This is a genomic window from [Flexibacter] sp. ATCC 35208, from assembly GCF_001975825.1.
GTDB lineage: Bacteria > Bacteroidota > Bacteroidia > Chitinophagales > Chitinophagaceae > Chitinophaga.
Map to the genome: position 1 here is coordinate 13,440 of NZ_MTKN01000008.1, position 22,938 is coordinate 36,377.

The 22,938-nt window shown below is 41.3% G+C and carries 16 protein-coding genes; 8 read left to right on the top strand and 8 right to left on the bottom strand.

Translation table 11 applies throughout. The features are described from left to right. Positions 1-1,162, top strand: a 1,162-nt coding sequence (locus BW716_RS07335) for a VWA domain-containing protein (RefSeq protein WP_306460910.1), incomplete at its 5' end; no start/stop codon positions are given. 119 nt (positions 1,163-1,281) lie between these two features. Here the strand turns inward: BW716_RS07335 and BW716_RS07340 are convergent. Continuing rightward, positions 1,282-6,051, bottom strand: coding sequence for a DUF3320 domain-containing protein (locus BW716_RS07340; protein ID WP_083721884.1), 4,770 nt, complete (start codon positions 6,049-6,051; stop codon positions 1,282-1,284). Between the two features lie 241 nt (positions 6,052-6,292). Here BW716_RS07340 and cls point away from each other — a divergent pair, with 241 nt between their 5' ends. Continuing rightward, complete coding sequence (gene cls, locus BW716_RS07345) at positions 6,293-7,771, top strand: cardiolipin synthase (protein WP_083721885.1); 1,479 nt, start codon at positions 6,293-6,295, stop codon at positions 7,769-7,771. 4 nt (positions 7,772-7,775) lie between these two features. On the opposite strand, the gene BW716_RS07350 is transcribed toward cls, so the two are convergent. From BW716_RS07350 to ybeY, 4 genes are all read right to left on the bottom strand, one after another. Then, complete coding sequence (locus BW716_RS07350) at positions 7,776-8,150, bottom strand: hypothetical protein (RefSeq protein WP_143708773.1); 375 nt, start codon at positions 8,148-8,150, stop codon at positions 7,776-7,778. A 46-nt stretch (positions 8,151-8,196) separates the two neighbouring features. Continuing rightward, positions 8,197-9,336 (bottom strand): lactonase family protein, encoded by a 1,140-nt coding sequence (locus BW716_RS07355; RefSeq protein WP_083721886.1) that lies wholly within the window; start codon positions 9,334-9,336, stop codon positions 8,197-8,199. A gap of 659 nt (positions 9,337-9,995) precedes the next feature. Then, positions 9,996-11,864, bottom strand: coding sequence for a tRNA uridine-5-carboxymethylaminomethyl(34) synthesis enzyme MnmG (mnmG, locus tag BW716_RS07360; protein WP_083721887.1), 1,869 nt, complete (start codon positions 11,862-11,864; stop codon positions 9,996-9,998). A 326-nt stretch (positions 11,865-12,190) separates the two neighbouring features. Further along, positions 12,191-12,622, bottom strand: coding sequence for an rRNA maturation RNase YbeY (gene ybeY, locus BW716_RS07365; RefSeq protein ID WP_083721888.1), 432 nt, complete (start codon positions 12,620-12,622; stop codon positions 12,191-12,193). 130 nt (positions 12,623-12,752) lie between these two features. On the opposite strand from ybeY, the gene BW716_RS07370 reads away from it, so the two are divergent. From BW716_RS07370 to BW716_RS07380, 3 genes are all read left to right on the top strand, one after another. After that, complete coding sequence (locus BW716_RS07370; protein WP_072358978.1) at positions 12,753-12,992, top strand: FeoA family protein; 240 nt, start codon at positions 12,753-12,755, stop codon at positions 12,990-12,992. Positions 12,993-13,024: 32 nt separating this feature from the next. Beyond that, positions 13,025-13,942, top strand: coding sequence for an AraC family transcriptional regulator (locus BW716_RS07375; RefSeq protein ID WP_083721889.1), 918 nt, complete (start codon positions 13,025-13,027; stop codon positions 13,940-13,942). Positions 13,943-14,022: 80 nt separating this feature from the next. Continuing rightward, the gene (locus tag BW716_RS07380; protein ID WP_083721890.1) at positions 14,023-14,721 is read left to right on the top strand and encodes an SDR family oxidoreductase; all 699 of its coding nucleotides are present in this window, start codon (positions 14,023-14,025) and stop codon (positions 14,719-14,721) included. Positions 14,722-15,671: 950 nt separating this feature from the next. Here BW716_RS07380 and nadA read toward each other — a convergent pair. Further along, positions 15,672-16,679 carry a quinolinate synthase NadA gene (nadA, locus tag BW716_RS07385; protein WP_083721891.1) on the bottom strand — a complete coding sequence of 336 codons (1,008 nt, stop codon included), beginning with the start codon at positions 16,677-16,679 and terminating at the stop codon, positions 15,672-15,674. A gap of 767 nt (positions 16,680-17,446) precedes the next feature. Here nadA and BW716_RS07390 point away from each other — a divergent pair. Further along, on the top strand, positions 17,447-19,570 hold the full coding sequence (locus BW716_RS07390; protein WP_083721892.1) for a SurA N-terminal domain-containing protein: 2,124 nt from the start codon (positions 17,447-17,449) through the stop codon (positions 19,568-19,570). A 201-nt stretch (positions 19,571-19,771) separates the two neighbouring features. Then, entirely contained in the window at positions 19,772-20,275 is a 504-nt protein-coding gene (locus tag BW716_RS07395; RefSeq protein WP_083721893.1) for a DUF2480 family protein, read from the top strand. On the opposite strand, the gene corA is transcribed toward BW716_RS07395, so the two are convergent. Further along, positions 20,276-21,382, bottom strand: a complete 1,107-nt coding sequence (corA, locus tag BW716_RS07400; protein WP_083721894.1) for a magnesium/cobalt transporter CorA — start codon at positions 21,380-21,382, stop codon at positions 20,276-20,278. 554 nt (positions 21,383-21,936) lie between these two features. Between corA and BW716_RS07405 the strand changes: the two genes are divergently transcribed. Then, positions 21,937-22,488 (top strand): type 1 glutamine amidotransferase domain-containing protein, encoded by a 552-nt coding sequence (locus tag BW716_RS07405; protein WP_083721895.1) that lies wholly within the window; start codon positions 21,937-21,939, stop codon positions 22,486-22,488. 65 nt (positions 22,489-22,553) lie between these two features. Here BW716_RS07405 and BW716_RS07410 read toward each other — a convergent pair whose 3' ends face one another. Beyond that, on the bottom strand, positions 22,554-22,937 hold the full coding sequence (locus tag BW716_RS07410; RefSeq protein ID WP_235643533.1) for a septal ring lytic transglycosylase RlpA family protein: 384 nt from the start codon (positions 22,935-22,937) through the stop codon (positions 22,554-22,556). Position 22,938 lies beyond the last annotated feature (1 nt).

The window sequence follows — 22,938 nt, forward strand, 5'->3', positions numbered from 1 at the left end:
AGCACCAGAAATTTCAATAAAAAGAAACCTTATGGACAACTTACATAAATGGCGACTCGTACTCGGTGGTAAAGAATCAGACGGCACCGGCTTCAATCTCACTGGTGATGAATTGAAAATGGACCAAACCCTCGAAGCCCTCTACGATAGTGAAAAGAAAGGAGGACTCGGTCCCTCCTCTCCTAACGTAAGCCGTTGGTTAGGTGACATCCGCACCTTCTTCCCTGCTTCTGTCGTACAAGTTATGCAACGCGATGCATTGCAAAGATTAAACATCACACAGATGCTCTTTGAAAAAGAGATGCTGGAAAATGTAGAACCAGATGTACACCTGGTTGCAACGTTATTAACGTTGCGTCATGCAATCCCTGATAAAACAAAAGATACGGCCAGACAAGTGGTACGCAGAGTGGTTGAAGAATTATTGAAGAAACTCACACAACCTACACAACAAGCTATTACCGGCAGTTTACATCGCAGTATCCGCAATCGCCGTCCTAAGCATAATGAAATCAACTGGCATGCGACCATCTTGAAAAATCTGCGTCACTATCAACCTGAATATAAAACGATCATACCAGAAACACGTATTGGTTACGGTCGTAAAACAACATCATTAAAAGATGTGGTACTTTGTCTGGATCAAAGTGGATCTATGGGTACGTCAGTTGTATACTCCGGTATCTTTGGTTCTGTCATGGCATCTATTCCTGCTATCAAAACAAAGATGGTTGTATTCGATACATCCGTTGCAGATCTCACAGAAGAATTAAAAGATCCTGTTGATCTATTATTCGGTGTGCAGTTAGGTGGCGGTACAGATATTCAGTTAGCACTGAATTATTGCCAGCAGATTATTACAAGACCAACAGATACTGTACTGGTATTAATCACTGACTTATTTGAAGGAGGTAGTAATGATCGTATGCGTAAGCGTACTGCTGAATTAGTGGCAGCTGGTGTACAGGTAATAGTATTGCTTGCATTAAATGATGATGGTGCACCTTATTATGATCATGACAATGCACAGTTCCTTTCTAATTTAGGTATACCTGTATTTGCATGTACACCGGATAAGTTTCCGGATATGATGGCGGCAGCGTTGAGTAAACAGGATATAAATAATTGGGCAGCAAGGGAAGATCTTGTATTAAAAAAGTAAATGAATTTGGGTGTGGCTCTCAGCCACACCCAAATTCATTTACTCAACCCAAAAGGTCCTGCCAGAGGCAGGACCTTTTGGGTTTATTTACAATTAAAAGATGTTATTGACAGGTAATATCAACATACTTTCAGCCATTCATCATCCTGAGATATCACCCCTGCTTCTATAGATTGTTTAATCGCATTAGAAAGCTCCAGCTTCAACTCCTCCGTCGCTCTCGTAAACCCTAACGCCTTCGCCACTAAAGGTATTGCCGCTTCCTCCGTAATCGCCACCGCATCCCTCACCACCTTCTCTATCGCCACCGTCATTTCCTCCGGTGCTATATACATCACCTTCCTTGATGCCGCAGGCATATTCGCCCTATTCCTCAATACCGGTACTTCCATTTTCGCATCCCACAAGAACGGCTCTTTCACCACAATACTCCCGCTCTCTTCCGCACTTGATATCGCCTGTTTCAACGTTTCACGTATACGACTACCCACTCTCGCTACGCCTGCTGCTTCAATCATTCTTCTCGCTACTTCCTCTGTATGTACCGGACTTTCTACCTGCACAATTTTTTCTAACCAGCTTCTCAATTTATCCAACCCATGTGCATGCAATTCTTTAGAAGAAATCTCCATCGGTAAGATAGCAGTTTCATACAAGGGCTGCTCTGGCATCGTCATATCTTCCTCTTCTCTCACCATGGTAAAATCTTCTGCTATGTCTGGTTCTTCTTCAGGAATCACTTCATTCTTTTTTGACTGTTCAACCGCAGCTAACAATCGCTTGATTTCTCTCGCAGGATGTCTGAACCAATCTGTACTCCATACATGATATAAGTTCCATCCCATATCTTCCATCACCTGTTGTCTCAACCTATCTCTGTCTCTTGCAGAACGTGCAGAATTATAACCTTCCCCATCACACACAATACCTATCATATACTTACCCGGATGTTCAGGATCAGAAATAGCAAGATCAATAAAAAATCCTTTACTACCCACCTGTTTATGTACAACATATCCTGCTGCCTGTAAGTGTTTTGCTACTTCTTCTTCAAAAGGAACTCTCGCTGGCAATCCATCAGCAGATGGTGTATACAATTGTCCATGCTGTGCAAAGTAGAGGAAGTTCTTCAATGCTTTCACACCTTCACTCTCCGTACGGTTCAGATCTATATCATCAGAAGTCAGGTTCGTAAATACCTCACATCTTTGTTTCGCACGCGTGATCAATACGTTCAGTCTCTTCTCACCTCCTTCATTATTCAACGGACCAAATGCTAAACTCACAGATCCATCAGCAGTACGACCATATCCTATACTAATGTAAATAACATCACGTTCATCACCCTGTACATTCTCCAGGTTCTTTACAAAGAATGGTTCATGTGGATGTGCTTTAAAGAATGATTCTACTTCAGGCAGTTTCTTTCTCGCTGCTTCCAGTGATTCCTGTATCGCCTGCATTTGTGCAGTACTAAATGCCACCACACCTAAACTTAAATCAGGATGTTCTTTTGCATGTCTGATCACCGCTTCTGTAATTGCATTTGCTTCCTGTGGATTAGTACGTGTTTTACCACGATCGTAAACAGTATCTTTTAGATGATGATAAATCAATCCCATCTGATGCGTCGCACAAGGACTTGGGAAGATCACCAGTTTGTTCTCATAAAATTCCTGGTTAGACAAAGCGATCAATGATTCATGACGGCTTCGATAGTGCCAGCGCAACATACGTTGTGGAGCACCCTGTGCATCACACATACCTAATATACTTGGCATATCCGCAGTCACATTTTCTTCATCATCAGTCTCCTTTAATAATGAATCGAAGAAACTACCTGGTGGCATCTGTTTGCTATCACCCACTACCACTAATTGTTTTCCTCTCAGCAATGCACCCAATGCATCGACTGGTCTTACCTGCGAAGCTTCATCGAATATTACCAGATCAAACTGCAATGATCCCGGTGGTAAAAAATTAGCAATAGACAATGGGCTCATCATGAATACAGGTTTGATAGCCTGCACTGCCAATCCCGCTACCTGCATCAGTTTGCGGATAGGCATATGTCTTGCTTTCTTATTGAATTCAGTACGTAGTACATTTACCTGTCCACCCGCATCCAGGGGAGGTATTCCATCCCAATGTTTTAATGCAGCACGCGCACGATTGTATTGCAGGTTGAGTGTATCCAGTTTTACAAACTGTTTCACTGATGATTCATGACTCGCTCTTTCAAATTTTCTCAATGCAGCATGTTTCACCAATGCCTGTTCATACAGATATTCGTACCATGTTTTTTGCAAAGCAGGTTTCAAACCTTTCAGTGCTTCCGGCCAATAAATAACTGCATCGATCAAAGATTCCAATCCTTCATTGATAGCAGATGTGGCTAAATTGTTCCACGAAATCATTAAATGTATTTCAGGTAATCCTGCAATCCATGATTCCATCAGTACGATCTGATCTTCGTAAGAACGTTGTAATAAAGGAGTGATTTCTTTGTAACGAATTTGTTCATTGAATGCAGTGGCTGTCACAATTTGTTCGATAGCAGCTCCATGCTGTTGTAAATATTTTAACAGCGTATCGAGATATTTTTTCGCTGCGGCAACAGGCTCATTTTTTTCAAGATAAGAGAGGATCACTTTATCATATGAACCGATACTTACCTGTCTATGTGCATCACTTAAATAATTAGTGATTGCTTCCAGTTCATTCCAGTTACTCAATCCTTTTTGCCAGCGCTGACCAAACAGATCTTTAGCCAATTTTTCATCATCCTGCACTTGCTTATCCAATCGCTTTGCTTCCATGATTGCATCTACACAAGCAAGTTTAGCAGCTGCATCAGCAGGTGCACCATTTCTACACAATGCAGCTAACTGACGATTACTTCGATTGTAATCGCCAATAGCAAACTTGAACCACTTCTCTCCATATGCCAACAGGTTTTGTCTGATCTCCAGCACATTTTGTTCCCATGCCTCAGGTATCAAAATTGCATCATACACCTGATGGATCTGTGCTAATCTTTTTCCTGTTTGCAACAGTTCTTTGATGTCTTCTTTTCTTTGCAGCCAGGCTACATTCGAAATATTCACACCTGTTAATTCAGGACGTACAGAAGCCATTTGTACCACATAAGAAAGATCCATCGTATCCTTCTTATTTAGTGGCATTGGTGTACCTACCTGCGCAGCAATCATCGCACTTTCATGTTGCAGACTTTTGATTGTCTCAACAGTTTGTTGCATGAGTGGTATCAGTTTCTCTTGTTCTGATGGTGTTAAAATAGTTAACTGACTCCCCCAGAATAATAATGCAGATGGCATACCTGTTTCACCTAAGCGCGCAGTGATTCTATTCACCATATTTTCTGCACGCTGCATATTGCTGGCATCCCAGTTTGCAATGTCAGGAATCGGTATGCGTGGTAAGATCAGATCACCTGCTTCTTCTTTTAATTGCAACAGGTAACCCATCAGTTGTTGTGGCGTCAATCCACTTTTACCAACAGGTGCATTTACTGATAAGCAATAATCATTCAACTCTCGTCTGTACTCATGCAGTAAAGCAACTTCCTGTTGCAATTGCATGATCGCTGGTTTACCTAGTTCCAGTGTACGACGCAGTTCCTGATGTAATTCTTTTTTATTTGCTTTATGACTATGCAGTTCTAAACATGCATCGCCCAGTTGAATACTATCCAGTCTTCTCTTCACCACTTCTAACGCTGCCATTTTTTCTGCAACGAAAAGTACTTTCTTTCCTTCACCAATGGCATTTGCAATCAGGTTCGTAATGGTCTGTGATTTACCAGTACCGGGGGGACCCTGAATCACAAGATTTTTCCCTTCCTGTACAGCAAGCATAGCGAGTAGTTGTGAACCATCCGCATCTACTACCTGATGCATTTCATGTGCATTGGTTTCAATGTCGATAAATGTTTCGTCACTTACACGGGATTCACCTTCACTAAATCCTGCACCGAATAAACTTTGCAATACAGGATGCACAGCTGGTTGTTCATCCGCCGGCCAGTTTTCACTATCCATGTCATGGTACAACATCAGTTTTCCGAAAGAGAAAAATCCTAATTCAACAGTATCCATTTTCACTTCCCACTTCGGCATACCATATACCGCATCTGCAATTTCCTGCAGGTAGTCATTGATAGAAATTTCATCCGTTTCCGGCATGTCTGGCAATACAATTCCGAAGTCAGTTTTGATCTTGGTTTGTAAGCTTAAGTTCATCTCTACATCACTACCTGTATACCGTAAACGAAAACGCTCACGTGCACTACTTCTTTCCAGTGATACTGGTATGAGTATCAAAGGTGCTTGTCTTGCTTCTTTGGTATTGTCTTTTTCATACCACTGCAACATTCCTAAAGTAAGGAAGAGGATATTTACACCTTGTTCTTCCAGACTGGTACGTGCTGCATAGTAAGTATTGAGTAATCTGTTTTGTAGTGCGGCGGCAGCTTCCGTAGTTTGCAAACGGGTATCGTACACGACTGTTTCAGGCAGTGCGGTAGATCCTTCTTTTTGCTCTTCTTTCGGAAGTCCTGCATCGTCAGTAGCAGGTGGTGTTACCAATACTTCTTCTTTCAAAAATGCATTGGGGTCGTCCAGCATACTAGCTGCATTATCTTCCGGGGCAACAGCTTTCTCTTTGTTTTCTTTATTTCCTGGTTTGGGTAAAAACGTCATCGCCTTACCCTGTTTCACCAACACTTCATATACGTTGGCACTCTTTTCCTGATCGATATGAACTCCACGGCTAACCGGTAAGCGATAATTTAATAAAGGGTTACGCAGCCCCAGGTCGAGCAACTCCCTTCTCGAGGCTTCCAGTTTGGAGAGGATTGATTCCTGCATGTACAGCTTGTTATTACAACAAAAAAATTACTAATTATTTTTAGAACGAATGATATTAATAATTATTTGGTACAATAGCTGAGTAGTTAGAAAATTAACAGTTTATAAATGCGGGTGTTAGGTTTTAGCGAAAGCCTTCCCAAATGCCCTTCGAACGAATTGATGCTGTCTCTGGCAGCATCAATTCGTTCGATATAGAATTTCAGCACTATCTTTATCATACATAACCATATAACAACACGTGTATCAGGTATTATATTTTCTTTGGGGCACGAACTGGCACATCGCCATCAAGATCATCGGCTATGTATTGATCAGCCTTTCCTTTATAGGGGTGGTCGGCACTATCCTGCTGGAAAACCGTAACCCTGTCAAAGCGTTGTCTTACATCATGTTACTGGTGTTCGTCCCCATTCTCGGATTGATTGTATACTACTACCTGGGCCGTGACCTCCGCAAGCGTCGCCGCTTTACCCTGAAAGGCAGTAAGGACGAGACTTTGATGCTAAGATATTGGGAATCACAGCGTAGAGAAATTGAGCACATGCAGCTCGCCCTCCGCAATTCCGTAGCCAGCAAACAGGAGATCTCTGCTATGCTGTTGAATACCAGAAACTCCGTCCTTTCTCAGAATAATAAAGTCCAGATCTTACTCAATGGTGAAGAGAAATTCCCGGCAGTGATGAAAGCACTCAGGGAAGCCAAACATCATATACACATGGAGTACTACATCTTTGCCGCAGATGATGTAGGCAACGAAGTAGCAGACATACTCATAGAGAAATTAAAAGAAGGTATAGAAGTCAGGTTTGTATACGATGACCTGGGATGCAGTGACATTGGCGATATCCCGGATCTGTTGGAAGAACATGGTGCGGAAGTATTTAAGTTCTCACCTGTACTCATCAATTTCTACCTGAATGCAAACTATCGTAATCACCGTAAGATTATCGTCATAGATGGCAATATCGGCTTCACTGGCGGCATCAATATGGATGACCGGTATCTCAATAACGGTAAGCATCCTGTGTTCTGGAGAGACACGCATTTGCAGCTGGAAGGTGATGTGGTAAACCTGTTGCAGTTACAGTTCATGATGAGTTATCGCTATTGCAGTAAGAATACATTTCCATTCAGTGATCCTTACTTTCATCGTTCCAGTATAAAAGAACATTGCTTTGCAGATATCGTAGCCAGCGGACCTGATTCAGATTTTCCTATGTCGATGCAGACCATACTTATGGCGATCAATGTAGCAAGAAGAAGTATCCGTATCAGCAATCCTTATTTCATTCCTAATGATCAGATACTGAGTGCATTGCAGATGGCCGCCCTGGCAGGGAAAAATGTAGAACTAATAATACCCTCGCGTGGCGATTCATTCTTTGTACAACATGCTGCACAATCATACGTGAAACCTATGCTGGATGCAGGTGCAAAAGTGTATTTCTATCAGAAAGGATTTATTCACGCCAAGACCATCGTGATCGACGATAACCTGGCAATAGTAGGTACTGTAAACCTTGATAACAGAAGCTTTTATTTGAACAGTGAAATTGCAGTAGTCGTATATGACCGGCCGGTAGTACATAAATTAAACGCTGCCTTTGAACAGGATTTACAGGATGCCGTTCAGATCGAACGGCGCACCTGGAAAAACCGCTCTATCTGGCAGCGTTTTATAGATGCAGTGTGCAGATTGTTCACACCATTATTGTAATTGATTAAATATCATCTTCATTCGTCTCGTCCAGATCTTCATGCCTGTCTCCGCCTAAGCTGTAATAATTATTTTCTTCATCTTCCTCACCAATTTCTTCATCCGCATCATCCAGTTCACTGCCTGGTACATCCAGGTCATCTTCATCATTAAATTCTTCCGGAACGGAACCTTCTTCTCTGGCTATTTCATTGTTGATTCTTCGAGATCCTGTTACGCCTTCCACATCCAGTTCCTCTCTCTCTTCATTGTTCATGATGTCTTCACTGGCAGGATAAGTAGGATATCCCGGAAATGTCTGATCTCTTTTTTCCGCTAATTCATCCTGGGTTGGAATGTGTTCATTCCCATCTTTATTTTTTAAGTTTTCTTTTTTCATGGCTTGATCTTTTAAGTATTTATCGAAAAAGTTATGCCAATACGATTTAATTACTGCCTATGAATTTCAAACATACCGGGCTAGGTGTCTTCAGCTCTTCCTTTTGTTTTTTGAGGAGTCCGGTTACTTTGTCTCTTTTAAAGACAGTCACATTATTTGAATTCTGATGAGCCACCAACAGGAAGTTGCCGCTCGGGTCGATCACAAAATTTCTTGGTGTTTTTCCACCTGTTGCGATCTCTCCTTTTTTCACCAGATTCCCTGTTTTGGCATTGATAGAAAAAGTCAAAATATTATTAAGGGGATCACGATTTGTTGCGTATAAAAATTTTCCATCCAGTGAAATGTGGAGGTCGGCTGCCCAGGGTTTGCCTTTGAAATTGTCCGGAAGAATGGACACTGGCTGGAAAGGTGTCAGCTTTCCTTTATCATAATGGAAGGCTGTAATTTTTCCATCCAGTTCATGCAGTACATACACCCATTTTCCATTGGGATGGAATACCAGGTGGCGGGGACCTGACCCCGGAGGGAAAGGTGCAAATCCAGGATTAGCTGGTACTACTGGTTGCACATCACCCTGACGGTAATTGTAAATAGCTATCTGATCTATGCCCAGATCGGATACATATAATTGCTGGTGATCCGGGCTGAAATATACACAATGCACATGTGGTTTTTCCTGTCGCTCTTTGTTGGGACCGGAGCCGGTATGTTCAATAGTTTGTACAGGTGCTTCGAGTCGGCCATCTGGTTTCACAGGGAGGATAGAAAAACTGCCCCCTGAGTAATTGGCGACTACCACATATTTTCCATCCTGGTCAGTGGTGATATAACAAGGGTCGTCACCACCTGAAGGTTGTTTATTTAGAAAGGTAAGTTGGCCGGAAATAGTATCCCATTCAAAGGCACTTACATTCCCTGGATTATTTCCATTGGTTTCATCCACGGCATACACATATTTGTGATCCGGAGAGATAACCAGGTAAGAAGGGTTCTCTACATTTTTCGCAGTGCTTACAAACCGGAAGGTACCGGTTTGGGTGTTGAAAGCATAGACGCTGATACCCTCATCTGATGTTTTGGTATAGGCACCGATGAGTAAATATTTTTCAGCGGATGTATCTGTTTGTGCAAGCAAAGTAGAGGCAAATAGTAAAGCTGTGCTGGTGAGTAAGATTTTGATCATATTCGGGAATTGTTATGCCTAAACAAATTACTAAAAGTATCTAATAACAGGAAAACGCATTTTAAGGGGGTAATTTTAATTTGACCTTTATTTTGAAGGATTGGTATAGGTCATTAAATGATCGTCGAAATTTAAGGAGATAATGAAGTCATTTTGAAATAACATAAATAATTGATTTTCAATAAATTAAAAGAAATAACGCCTTATCAATCGAAAAAGTCATGATTTTCGATGGACACTATGAATTTTGTCTTTGTAAATATTCATAACGCCATTTTCATTGGCCTATTTAAAAACAAAGAACCCAGTCCGAAGAAAGGGACCGGGTGTTTATTATACTTCTAATTTAACCTTCACTTTAAGTAATATTGAGGCAAGGGAATACCTTGCCCTTCATGACAAATTTCTTAAGCTACGAATACAGGAATTTATAAAAACGTATGTTCAGTTTTATTTTCTAAAAGGTGGATAATTTCATAAGGTTTAAAGTAGGAATCATACTACAGGGAAAATATATATTGGTCTAGTGCTCATAGTTGTGTCGTTTCATTGAGGGATATGATTCAGTACTTATAGAAACGAATATAGTCAAAAAAAAATACATGCTCTACAAAAGCATGTATTTTTTATTCTATAAATAAAAAATTAAAATACGAGTTTTATCGCCCCATATACACCATCAGAATTTGTACATCACTTGGATTTACCCCACTGATTCTGGATGCCTGCCCCAAAGTACGAGGTCTGATTTTATTAAATTTCTGCCTTGCCTCTGCACTCAATGATACCAATTTTGTATAATCAAAACTATCCGGGATCACCAGGTCTTCGAGTTGACTCATTCTTTTTACCAGTTCATTTTCCTTTTCGATGTATGTTTCATACTTGATCTGGATCTCTGCCTGTTCCAAAGTTTCATCATCAAATGCAGCAAGTGCATTTTTCATCCTTGTCACATTATCCCTCATAGAGAAAATATCCATAGATGGACGTAACAAAATCTGGTAAGCACGAATTCTCTGAGGCAGTGGAGAAGTATTTTTCTCTGCCAGGAAGTGGTTAATTTCTTCCGGATCGATAGGCAATTCTTTCAGAATCGCTTTTATTTTTTCTACTCCTTCTGATTTCGATCTTACTTTTTCCATCCTGTTCTCTCTTGCCAAACCAATTTTATGACTTCGTTCGGTCAGCCTTAGATCCGCATTATCCTGACGAAGCAATGTTCTGAATTCTGCACGGGAGGTAAACATACGGTAAGGTTCATCTGTACCCTTGTTGATCAGGTCATCGATGAGTACCCCGATGTATGCTTCACTTCTTTTCAGTACAAAAGGTGGCTGACCAGTTGCCTTAAGGTGAGCATTAATACCTGCCATCAAACCCTGACATGCTGCTTCCTCATACCCGGTAGTACCATTTATCTGACCTGCAAAGAACAGGTTTTGAATATGTTTGGTCTCCAGTGAGAACTGCAACTGGGTAGGTGGAAAGTAATCATACTCGATGGCATACCCCGGACGGAACATCTTAACATTTTCAAAACCCGGCACTAATTGCAGGGCTTTATATTGTACATCTTCAGGGAGGGAGGTAGAAAATCCGTTCACGTAAATCTCTACGGTGTTCCAACCTTCTGGTTCTACGAACAACTGGTGTCTATCCCTTTCGGCGAACCTGTTTATTTTATCTTCGATACTTGGACAGTATCTAGGTCCCCTACCCTGTATTCTACCCTGGAACATAGGTGACCGGTCGAAACCAGTCTTCAGCATTTCATGTACCTCATTGCTGGTATAGGTAATAAAACAACTTCTTTGTTGCTCAGGTTTTATCTTCTCAATATCCAGGTAAGAGAAACCTGTGATGACATCATCACCTTTTTGTTCTTCCATTTTGGAATAGTCCAAACTTCTGGCATCGATACGAGGAGGTGTTCCTGTTTTGAGGCGATCACTTTCGAAACCAAAGGAAACTAATTGTTCGGTAATTCCGGTCGCAGCTTTCTCTGCAACCCTTCCTCCACCGAATTGTTTATCGCCGATGTGCATTACCCCATTCAGGAAAGTTCCGTTGGTGAGAACAACACTTTTTGCTTTGATTTCATGTCCAAGACCTGTCACTACCCCATAGCAAATACCATCTTTTACAAGAAGGCCTTTCACCATATCCTGATAGAAATCCACATTTGGGGTTTGCTCCAATGCTTCCCTCCACTTGGCTGCGAAGAGCATTCTATCATTTTGTGTACGGGGGCTCCACATAGCAGGCCCCTTAGATCTGTTCAACATACGGAACTGGATCATGGACTGGTCGGTCACAATACCAGAGTATCCACCCATGGCATCGATCTCCCTTACTATTTGTCCTTTTGCGATACCTCCCATAGCTGGGTTGCAACTCATTTGGGCAATAGTCTGCATGTTCATGGTTACCAGAAGAACCTTTGAACCCATATTCGCGGCAGCCGCCGCTGCTTCGCAACCGGCATGTCCTGCGCCTACCACTATAACATCGTAAGATGGAAACATAATTATAATTATACTAGAGATGCAAAGGTACAACCAAGGAACCACATATTATGTTCCACGTGGAACATTCACAAATAGAGTGAAGCTATAGTATAACTTCATTGCCAACATACCACCAAAAGTGCACCAAAAGGTCACCTCAATATCCCTGGGATATTGAGGTGACCTTTTGGTGCACTTTTGGTGATGATTAAATGACGGTGTTACACCGTAGCCATGATATGGCAATGGTATACCTAAAAAGAAAAAATAATTCTAGTGCTAATAAAAAAGCTACCCAAATGAGGTAGCTTTTCAAAAAATAAACAATGTTCCACGTGGAACATTTATACCGTAATACCTAAATATTCCTTCAGACACTCATTTTCCTTTGCCCTCATGGCAGCCGACTGCTCTTTTGACTTATCCTTATATCCACATAAATGAAGTGCTCCATGAAAAATAACCCTATGCAATTCCTGCTCTACAGGTACCTTGAACTTCTCTGCATTATCCTTCACTCTATCTATACTAATATAGATCTCCCCTTCCGTTACATTAGGATCTGTACCCAATTCAAAAGTTACAATATCTGTATAAGTATCATGTTGCAGGAACTGCTGATTAATTTCCAAAAGGTACTCATCTGAACAAAACACATATTGTAAGTCCTTCAATTTTTGTCCCTCTCTTGCAAACTTCTCTTTTATGTATGCCTTCAACCTTGTTTTCTCTTTCAGGTTTACCTTTACCTCGTGGGAAGTAAAATTAATCGCCATATACAACTGCTGTTTTATAGTGTAAATCTATATGTAAAAGTATAGTGAAATTTCTGATTAACAGCACACTATCTTTGGGGGTCTCCCCAGTAGCCAGTACCTTTGCACCATTGATTAAACACCACATGAGATGAAAAAAAGTGCGATTAAATTGTCCTCCCTTGCGATAGGAAAAAGTGCCGTGATTACTGCTTTCGAAAGCGACGATTTACATATAAAATTAATGGAAATGGGATGTGTGCCAGGTGAAACAGTAAAGATTGAAAAAATCGCACCTCTTGGAGATCCCATCTCAATTATGGTAGCTGGATATAATCTTTCCCTCCGCAAAACCGAAGCAGATTATATCTGGGTAGAAGAACTCTCTTAAAGATTTCCGCCTCTCAAATAAATACCTGATCCATGCCCTCATCCAATTCTTTGCCTACCCATCACCTTGATACATTTCATAAGGAACGTCATCGTACTTCTTCCAATGTCATCTTTGGGTATAACAATTTACCAGTACAACATCAGATCCCAGGATTTGAGTTGTACCCCACCGAAGGCATGATACCGGATTATGGTCCGGCAAAATCTACATTTTACAGAGTCGGTATTATCCTTCAGGGCAATCTCCATATGCAGTTAGGTCTGGAGCATTTCGATATAGGACCTTCCAGCCTGACATTCTCTATCCCCGGACAAGTACATAGTAAGTCTAACGCCAGCCCTGACATCTTCGGTTACTATATATTATTTGACTCAACCTTTCTTGAAGGCCTACTCCCACATGTGCATATGAGCGCCGAATTCCCTTTCTATGACTATGCTGGTTCCCAGCTACTAAATTGCAACGAGCAGGAAATCAATGAAATAGTAAATTTTATAGGAAAAATAGATACAGAACTAAAGGCAGATCATTCAGGTAAACTGACTGCTATCAAAATGTATGTCTACCTGTTACTATTGACAGCCAAAAGATCTTATGAAAGGCAATCGCCAGTCAACAACGTTCCAGCAACGACCCATATGGTCACGCTCTTTTATAAACTGGTGAGCCAGCACTTCCTGCAATACCGGCAGGTGAGCGACTATGCCCGTATGCTCCATGTCACACCCAACCACCTGAACAGGGTTGTAAAAAGTACGACTAACCGCACTGCCTCCGATGCCATTCAGGAAATGTTGGTGCAGGAAGCAAAAGTATTATTACAAAATACCTCACTCTCCATTTCAGAAATTGCTTATCAGTTGGACTTTAGCGAGCCAGCTGCATTCAATCACTTCTTCCGCAAAACCACCGGAGGAACACCACTCCAATACAGAAGCATAATCTGATCAATTCAACGCATCATTCAAACAATTTTTCCCCTCCTGGTATTTGCAACTTTGTACGGTTGAAACAAACAATACGTACAATGGAAAAAATAATCGTCGCCGGTGGTACTTCCGGAATTGGACTAGCCACTGCAAAACTGTTCGCCGAAAAAGGTGCATCTGTAATAGTAACCGGCCGTAGTGAAGAAAAGTTAGCTGCTGCCAGGTTAACAGCCCCTGGTATCACAGCCATTTCTTTAGACAGTACCGATGCCGATGCACTGAAATACTTCTTTGCACAAACTGGTCATTTTCACCACCTGATCCTCACCCTGAGTAGTTCAAAAGGTGGTGGCCCATTCGCCACCATAAATCTGACTGATCTCCGTGCCGGCTTTGATGGCAAATTCTGGCCACACTTACAAACCATTCAGGCTGCACTCCCATGGCTGGATAAGGATGGTAGCATTACTATCATCACTGCAGCATCCTCCACGGCAAAACTGCCTGGTACAGCTGGTTTGGCGGCGATCAACGGCGCCCTGGAGATCATGGTACCTATTCTTGCAAAGGAATTAAAACCATTACGCATCAATGCTGTGTCACCAGGTGTGATCGATACTGATTGGTGGAACTTTTTAAACAGTGAGGAGAAAAGTGCAGCCTTTGAAAGCTATGCACAGGGCATTGCTGTAGGCAGAATAGGTAATCCACAGGATGTGTCTAACCTCATTGAAACTGTTGTGCATAATTCATATATAAACGGCTCAGTACTCAATGTAAATGGGGGACTGATGTGAATTGTGAATTCGCATTTACACACATTTGTGGAAAAGTGCGCAGACTAATTTAATTTTTGAAGGCCTTGAGAATCAAACAGCTTAGACCATACCCAGGTGATCATTATATATGCGATTCTCCTGGCCTTCATTTTGAAATTTAGTCACCTTTCCATTTTTTGTGAATTTTATGTGGATAATTGTTTAAAATATCTGCTTTTACGAACGCGCTGAGAATTAAACGAACCTATTTCAGCTCAATTATTAACATTTCCACACGATTCTCAGGGCCTTTATATATGAAGGCCCTGAGAATTGAATGACATTTATACTATCCTTGATAGTCAAATTTCATCGCAATTATAAAGGCTTCTTTTTTAAAGAGGCTGAGAATGAAATGACTCCTATCCTACCTCATATCTATAAATTTCATTAAAACCTCAAGCCCTTCAATCAACAACGCTTTCACATTTAACTATACAGTAGTTCACATTATGTGTTAATTACCCATTGAATTCTAATAAGCTTCATTATACACATAGGGGATGTGTAAGAATTTTGTGAATAAAGAGAGTAAAATTCTATTTGAAGGGCTCGAGAATGAAGTGATGCGGACAATGGGTGGACCAGAATAATTCTACGCAATTCTCAGGGCCTTCATTTTTATTTTCATTATCTATTCCCACATTCTGTGAATCAGCTGTGGATAAGCAGGCATATAATCTGAATTTGTGAAAGCTCTGAGAATTAAGTGTACCTTATCTACCCCTTGACACATAAATTTTATTGAATTCTCAAGCGGTTCATTCAGGAAGCCTTTCACAATTTAATCCCATAGATATCCACACCATTATATATACTATAGCACAACTACAGGTCACTTATGGGCACAAAAAAGCCCGGTTAAATGACTAACCGGGCTTTAGAATCAAATAATTAATTCATAACTATTTGTATTTCAATACTTTAAATTACAGACCAGCCTGTGCACTAATCTCCAGCATCCGTTCAATGGGTTTTTTGGCCGCTATACGGAGTTGTTCGTTCATAGTGATTTCCGGTTCCTCGTATTCCATACATAAGTAAAGCTTTTCGAGTGTATTGAGTTTCATGTGTGGGCAGTCATTACAAGCACATGCATTGTTAGGTGGTGCAGGAATAAAAGTTTTGCCTGGATTTTCCTTTTGCATCTGGTGGAGAATTCCTGTTTCGGTCACCACGATGTATTCTTTGGCATCATCTTTTTTGGAAAAGTTCAGGATACCAGTGGTGGATCCTATATAGTCAGCGATTTCGAGCACAGCTGCTTCACATTCCGGATGCGCCAAAACTTTGGCTTTGGGATGGCGGATCTTGAGTCGGGTGATCTTTTCCAGGGAAAAAATCTCGTGAACCATGCAAGCTCCATTCCAGAGTAACATGTTTCTACCCGTTTTCTTGGCCAAATAAGCCCCTAAATTCCTGTCGGGGGCAAAAATGATGGGCTGGTCTGTGGGGACGCTATCGATGATCTTTTCGGCATTAGAGGAGGTGCAGATGATATCGCTGAGCGCTTTGATTCCCGCAGAACAGTTGATGTAGGAAATAACCAGATGGTCAGGATGTTTTTCTTTGAACTTGCGGAATAACTCCGGCGGTGCGCTATCGGCAAGTGAACAACCCGCTTTCAGGTCAGGTAACAGCACCTTTTTCTGCGGACTTAGAATTTTTGCGGTTTCGGCCATAAAGTGCACACCAGCAAAAACGATTATGTCAGCATCGGTTTTGGCAGCCTGTTGGCTAAGTCCGAGACTGTCCCCGATGTAATCTGCTACGTCCTGGATATCTGGTTCCTGATAATAGTGCGCGAGGACGATTGCATTTTTTTCTTTTTTTAATCTTTCGATTTCTTCAAAAAGATCCAAACGCGAATTGACCGGCAAATCCAAAAAACCTTTTCGTTGCAAATCTTTTTTTGCGATTTCGAGCTCCCTTATCATAACTATATTTATAATTTATTCTTTTAAAAAAGAAAAACCCACTACTACTAGGGCTGTGAATATGGGGAAAGTAATTTTTGCCACCGTGTACAAATGTAGTTGTTATTCTTTTTGCCTGTTCTATTCACAGGAAATTAACAGCCCATTTCGGCCATAGTATTGATTTTTGGTACTAATATCCACATAGGTGGATTTCTCATGGCGTGAATATTTTGTTAGGGCACCCAGTATTAAGAAAGTGTTAACTACCGGGTATAACAATTCACAAAACGGACCATTTTTCATTCAGACCAACATTTAAGGAAATAACAAATTTAGTTTTACGGTCAACGAACTCGGGTTTTTCAGAGGTTATTGAACAAAAAAGGAGGGTTTTTTAACAGGTCATGTGGATAAAACGAGCTCAAAAATTATTTCTCTATGCATTTCCCGTTTTTAGTTTTACTTTCACTTTTGTACACATTTAGATGTGAATCAGGAATCTGGACAATCTAAAATGTGAATATTGAATCCTTAAATTGATTAAGTGGTTTAAGCCCGAAATAAACGTCAGTAGCGGACCTCTGGGAGGTGATTTTGGAGTGTACACAATACTGTCTTTTTTAACCTTAATGTGGATAACCTGTGAATGAAAGATAAAATACCTATACCGTGATTTGCGATGAAATCCTTTACTGTATTGGGTTTGAGACAAAAAAAACTGTTTTGTAGTTACAGTTATTTTATTCTATTTTTGCTTTCCTTAAAAAATTTAGACTATATAATATATGTCAGTTATTCAGAAGATCAGGGATAAATATGCCGTGGTGATCGTAGTGGTGATCTGCGTGGCTATTGTCAGTTTCCTGCTGCAGGATGCCTTTTTCGGCAGAAATTCCATCATGCGCCGTTCTACCACGGTGGGTAAAGTAAATGGAGAAGAATTAGACTTCTCTACGTACCAACAAATGATCCAGGATGCGGAAGCTTCTGCTCGTCAGCAAAGCCCAACCGGTGCCGTGACTGAACAGATCCAACAGTATGCACGTGAGCAGGCCTGGAATCAGTTCGTAAGCGAACAGATCATGACTGCTCAGTATGATAAACTGGGTATTCAGGTAACTGAAAATGAACTTTTAGATCAATACACTGGTAAAGATCCAAATCCTGTTGTTGTTCAGCAATTCACAGACAAAAAAACCGGTCAGTTTGACCGTTCTGCATTACAGCAGGTACGTAATAATGCTAGCCAGGACCAGACCGGCAGGATTAGTACTGCGTTGAAACAGATGGATGACTATATTGTAAGGTCAAGAATGCAGGAAAAATATGTATCTCTTATTAAAGGTGGTGTATATTATCCTAAATGGTTGGCTGACGCTCAGATAAAAGATAATTCACAGTTTGCGAATGTATCTTATGTATCTGTTCCATATGCATCTATTGCAGATTCTACTATCGCTGTAACCGATGGTGAACTGAATACATATATTAATAAACACAAAGCTAACTTCAAATCTGAAGAAGGCCGTCGTGTAGATTACATCTCTTTCAATGCACTGCCTTCCGCTCAGGATACTGCTAATGCACTGAAAGTATTGCTCGAAGCAAAAGATGAAATGGATACAACTGGTGTTGCAGATATTGAAAACTTCGTAAAACGCAATTCTGATATCGCATACTTTGATGGTTATGTTGCTAAATCCGCACTGATGGTTCCTCAGAAAGATACCATCGCTAGTCTGCCAGTTGGTAGCACGTTCGGACCTTACTACGACGGTAGCATGATCGTATTTGCAAAAATGATGGATCGCAAAACTTTACCTGATAGTGTAAAAGTGCGTCATATATTAATTGCTACTGCTAATCCTCAGACTGGTGCAGGTCTGTCAGATTCTCTGGCTAAGATCCGTATCGATAGCATTGCAGCTGCTGTAAAAGGTGGCGCAGATTTCAAAGCACTGGTTGCTCAGTACTCTGATGATCCTGGTAGCAAAGAAAATGGTGGTGAGTATGATGTAACTCCTTCTTCTTCTTTCGTTCCTGAATTCAAAGATTTTGCACTGGATGGTAAAACTGGTGAATCTAAAGTGGTGAAAACCCAGTTTGGTTATCACCTGATCCAGATTATGAGCCAGAAGAACTTTGGTCCTGCGCTTAAAGTAGCTTACCTGGGTAAACCAGTGGAAGCCAGCAATGAAACTGATAGTAAAGCTTATGCTGCTGCCAACGAATTTGCTGCTCAGAACCATGACGCAAAAACTTTCGAAAAGACAGTACAGGAAAAAGGTTTGAACAAACGTATTGCTGATAATCTCCGTCCTATGGATTTCGTAATTCCAGGTATCGGTGCAGCCCGCGAATTAGTTCATTGGGCTTACGAAGCTAAGAAAGGTGACGTGAGCAATGTATTCACTTTCGATGGTAAATATGTAGTAGCTGTCCTGACCGGTATTCGTGCAGCAGGTACTAAAACATTGGATGAAGTAAGACCAGAAGTAGAAGGACTGGTGAAGAAACAGAAGAAAGCTGAGCAGCTGATTGCTAAGCTGAAATCTCCTGCTACCCTGGAAGCTGCTGCTGCCGCTGTAAACCAGCCACAGCTGAAAGCTGACAATGTAAACTTCGCTACCCCGTTTGTTGCTTCCATGGGCTTTGAACCAAGAGTAGTAGGTGCTATCTTCAATAAAGCATGGGGTGTTGGTAAAGTTACTGCACCAATTGAAGGTAATGCTGGTGTGTATGTAGTGAAGGTTGATAGCTTTGTACCAAATACACAGGGCATGGATCCGCTTACTATGGCAACTCAATATGAGCAAACTGTGAAAGGTACACTGGATCAGGGTGGTCAACTGTATGAAGTGCTGAAGAAACTGAATAAGATTGAAGACAATCGTGCTAAATTCTTTTAAGGAATATAATAACTGATAAATATTAAGCCTTGGGCATACGCCCAGGGCTTTTTTGTTTATGGGGTATTGTTTTAAATGAGTAAAAATTTCGCTCCCAGCAAAGCTGGGAGCGAAATTTTTAGAAAGCGAAGGAGGTCAGACNNGTCTGACCTCCTTCGCTTTCATTCGTTCTTACACGCGATTATTTAGTAAATTTGATTCATGGAAGAGATAGTAAACAAAGTAGCGCAAAGTGGACTCCTCACATTAGATCTGGAAGACTACTATCCTCAGGAAGAAACTGTTGTTTTCGACCTGAAACAATATCTTTTCATGGAGATGATCCTGAAAGAGAAAGATTTCCGTGCCGCCCTTCAAGAATTAGACTGGGAACAATATCGCAATAAAAATGTCGCCATCATCTGTTCTGCAGATGCTGTAGTTCCATTTTGGGGCTACATGCTCGTCATGACCTACCTGGAACCCATCGCACACTATGCAGCCTTTGGTTCTAAAGAAGAAATCTTCAAAACCCAGTTCATGAAGCGCCTCAATGCAATTGACATGACCGCTTACGAAGACAAACGTGTGGTTGTGAAAGGTTGTGGAGATAAAGGCGCCGGCGAAGCCGCTTATGTGGAAATCACCCGTTTGCTGCGCCCGGTGGCAAAAAGTATCATGTACGGAGAACCTTGCTCCACCGTACCGATCTTCAAAAAGAAATAATCAGAACCATCCTCTTTTTCTGAAGAAAATGATCATGCCCACCAGCATGAAGATCATAGATCCTAATACGATAAAGTACCCGTTGTGGGTATGCAGCTCCGGCATGTACTCAAAGTTCATCCCGTAGATACCTGCTACCAAAGTTAATGGCGCCATCAGTGTCGTCACCACCGCCAGTACCTTCATGATCTCATTCATCTTCAGGTTGATCTGGGTATGATATTGTTCCTGTACGTTCAGGAGTGCTTCACGGTAGTTTTCCGCCAGATCGTTGGCCTGTATGATATGATCATACACGTCCTTAAAATATTTCATAGTCCGCTCATCCAGCAGCGGACTTTCGCATTTCATAAACCCATTGATCAGGTCCCGTACCGGTGAGATCGCTCTTTTAAATAACAATAGCTCCCTGCGCAGGTAATTGATCCGCGCCAGTGTGCGGGTATTAGGTTGATGCTGCACCAGATCTTCCATCAGCTCTATACGGTCACCTAGTTTATCAAGAATAAGGAAGTAGCTATCCACAATCACATCGAGCAGGTTATAACATAGATAATCTGCCCCTGCGCTGCGGATCCGCGAATTTTCTATCCGTAGTTTTTCTCTTACATGATCGAATACATCTCTGGTCGCTTCTTCCTGGAAGGAAATGACATAATTTTTTCCTAGTACAATGCTCACCTGTTCATATTCTATAGTTGCTGTCTCTACATTGTAATACGCCATCGGCAGTAAGGCAAACAGGTGTTGCCCTATCTCATCCATCTTGGCCCGCTGTCCGACGCTCATAATATCTTCTTCCAGCAGCAGGTGAATGCCGATTTTTGTACAGATCTCATGCACCGTTTCCTTGTTGATTCCATCTACATTGATCCAGGTTGCTTCTGGTGTATCAATGTATTTGAAAATCGTGCGATGATCCTCCCCTGAGCTCTCTGTGAAATGAACCGGAGTGTAATCAAAAATTGTTACTTTCTCACATCTTCCCGGCGGGCGTGAAGTAGGGCCTGTCACTGGGTTATAGTTCATAATCCGTTGTTTCCTCACCTTGAATGGGTTCAGTACATCCGGAATCGGAATGGGTATGATGGACTTCGACTTACGCATGTTATAAATTTAAACAAAAAAGCGCTTTGCTATGTAGCAAAGCGCTTCTAAAGATATGGCCTTTCATTTGCAAAAGGTACTGCAGGCGAACGTTCCACCAGCAGCAAAAGATTGGTTATTAAGATAGGATATGGAGACTAAGTATTATAATACTTACGCTTCCGTAAAACTTACGGAACAACAAAAACGTTAGTACCAGAAATAGGGAATTACAAATAAAGAATGGGTAAAAATTAAGTCAGTTTCAAACACATCCCATGACACTCACTTCCATTTTGTTGTGATGGTATTTCTCGTCATTCTCAGAAGGTATATGGTTCACACTGATTGTCCTGCAAATAACACTACTGTCATAAGAATTCCAAAAAAAATAGAATAAATACTACAAAAATGTAAGAAAAATGAGTAACGATACCTGCATTGAGTAAAAATGTGGACAATCCAAATGGGGAAATCATCTGTTAAAATACCCGCTGGTAGTGGATGACTAAAAGGAAGGGTTTTTGTACTGGCATAATCAGCACTTAAACACCATCATTTTTAAAACATGAATTATGGAAAACAAGCTGAGTAATAAGAAAGTGGCCATCCTGGTGGCAGATGGTTTTGAAGAAGTAGAATTTACCAAGCCCATGGAGGCATTAAAAGATGCTGGTGCGGAAGTAGACGTTGTATCCCTCCACGATGGAGAAGTAAAAGCGTGGGCTGAAAAAGATTGGGGTAAAAGCTATCCCGTTACGCTGACAGTAAGCAATGCCAATGCGAAAGATTATGATGCCCTGGTATTACCAGGCGGTGTGATGAATCCTGATCATTTACGTGAGAATCAGGATGCCGTAAACTTTGTAAGCGGCTTTTTTGATGATAGCAAGCCAATAGCTGCTATCTGCCATGGTCCGTGGACGTTGATTGAAACAGGTGAGTTAAAAGGAAGAAGGGTTACCTCCTATCCTTCTTTAAAGACGGATTTGGTAAACGCTGGCGCCAACTGGGTGGATGAGGAGGTTGTAGTAGATAATGGACTGGTTACCAGTCGTAACCCACATGATCTGCCTGCTTTTTGCAGGAAAATGGTGGAAGAGATTGGAGAAGGTGTTCACGCTTGAGCAGGCATGTAAAATGAATGTGGGCAGTACAGGAGGGATCCCTCTTTGTTACTGCCCACATTTTTTTATTTTTTCTTTTTATATTTTATTTCTACTGGCGCCATTCCGGTACTAATCATGCCCAGCTTCTTTGCAGCTTTCTTTGATAGGTCTATCACTCTTCCTTCAACAAAGGGGCCTCTGTCTGTGATGGTTACCTTTACAGAGCGGCCGTTGGCGATATTCACCACTTTTACTTTTGTACCAAATGGTAAGGTACGGTGTGCGGCGGTCATTTTGTTCTGATGAAAAATACTGCCACTGGCGGTTTTCCTTCCCTCAAATTTGTCAGCATAATAAGATGCTTTTCCGCTCTCGGTAATTTTCCTGCTACAGGAGGAGAATAAAATAAGCATCGCGCTACACAGCACGAGCATCCATCTTGTGTGTTTCTTTGTAATCATAGGCATG

Excerpts from the sequence above, each read along its gene's own strand:
- mnmG (WP_083721887.1), bottom strand. The coding sequence starts at position 11,864 with ATGTTTCCATCTTACGATGTTATAGTGGTAGGCGCAGGACATGCCGGT.
- BW716_RS07390 (WP_083721892.1), top strand. The coding sequence starts at position 17,447 with ATGTCAGTTATTCAGAAGATCAGGGATAAATATGCCGTGGTGATCGTA.
- BW716_RS07410 (WP_235643533.1), bottom strand. The coding sequence starts at position 22,937 with ATGCCTATGATTACAAAGAAACACACAAGATGGATGCTCGTGCTGTGT.
- BW716_RS07380 (WP_083721890.1), top strand. The coding sequence starts at position 14,023 with ATGGAAAAAATAATCGTCGCCGGTGGTACTTCCGGAATTGGACTAGCC.
- BW716_RS07350 (WP_143708773.1), bottom strand. The coding sequence starts at position 8,150 with ATGAAAAAAGAAAACTTAAAAAATAAAGATGGGAATGAACACATTCCA.
- nadA (WP_083721891.1), bottom strand. The coding sequence starts at position 16,679 with ATGATAAGGGAGCTCGAAATCGCAAAAAAAGATTTGCAACGAAAAGGT.
- ybeY (WP_083721888.1), bottom strand. The coding sequence starts at position 12,622 with ATGGCGATTAATTTTACTTCCCACGAGGTAAAGGTAAACCTGAAAGAG.
- BW716_RS07395 (WP_083721893.1), top strand. The coding sequence starts at position 19,772 with ATGGAAGAGATAGTAAACAAAGTAGCGCAAAGTGGACTCCTCACATTA.
- BW716_RS07340 (WP_083721884.1), bottom strand. The coding sequence starts at position 6,051 with ATGCAGGAATCAATCCTCTCCAAACTGGAAGCCTCGAGAAGGGAGTTG.
- BW716_RS07375 (WP_083721889.1), top strand. The coding sequence starts at position 13,025 with ATGCCCTCATCCAATTCTTTGCCTACCCATCACCTTGATACATTTCAT.
- BW716_RS07405 (WP_083721895.1), top strand. The coding sequence starts at position 21,937 with ATGGAAAACAAGCTGAGTAATAAGAAAGTGGCCATCCTGGTGGCAGAT.
- corA (WP_083721894.1), bottom strand. The coding sequence starts at position 21,382 with ATGCGTAAGTCGAAGTCCATCATACCCATTCCGATTCCGGATGTACTG.
- BW716_RS07370 (WP_072358978.1), top strand. The coding sequence starts at position 12,753 with ATGAAAAAAAGTGCGATTAAATTGTCCTCCCTTGCGATAGGAAAAAGT.
- BW716_RS07355 (WP_083721886.1), bottom strand. The coding sequence starts at position 9,336 with ATGATCAAAATCTTACTCACCAGCACAGCTTTACTATTTGCCTCTACT.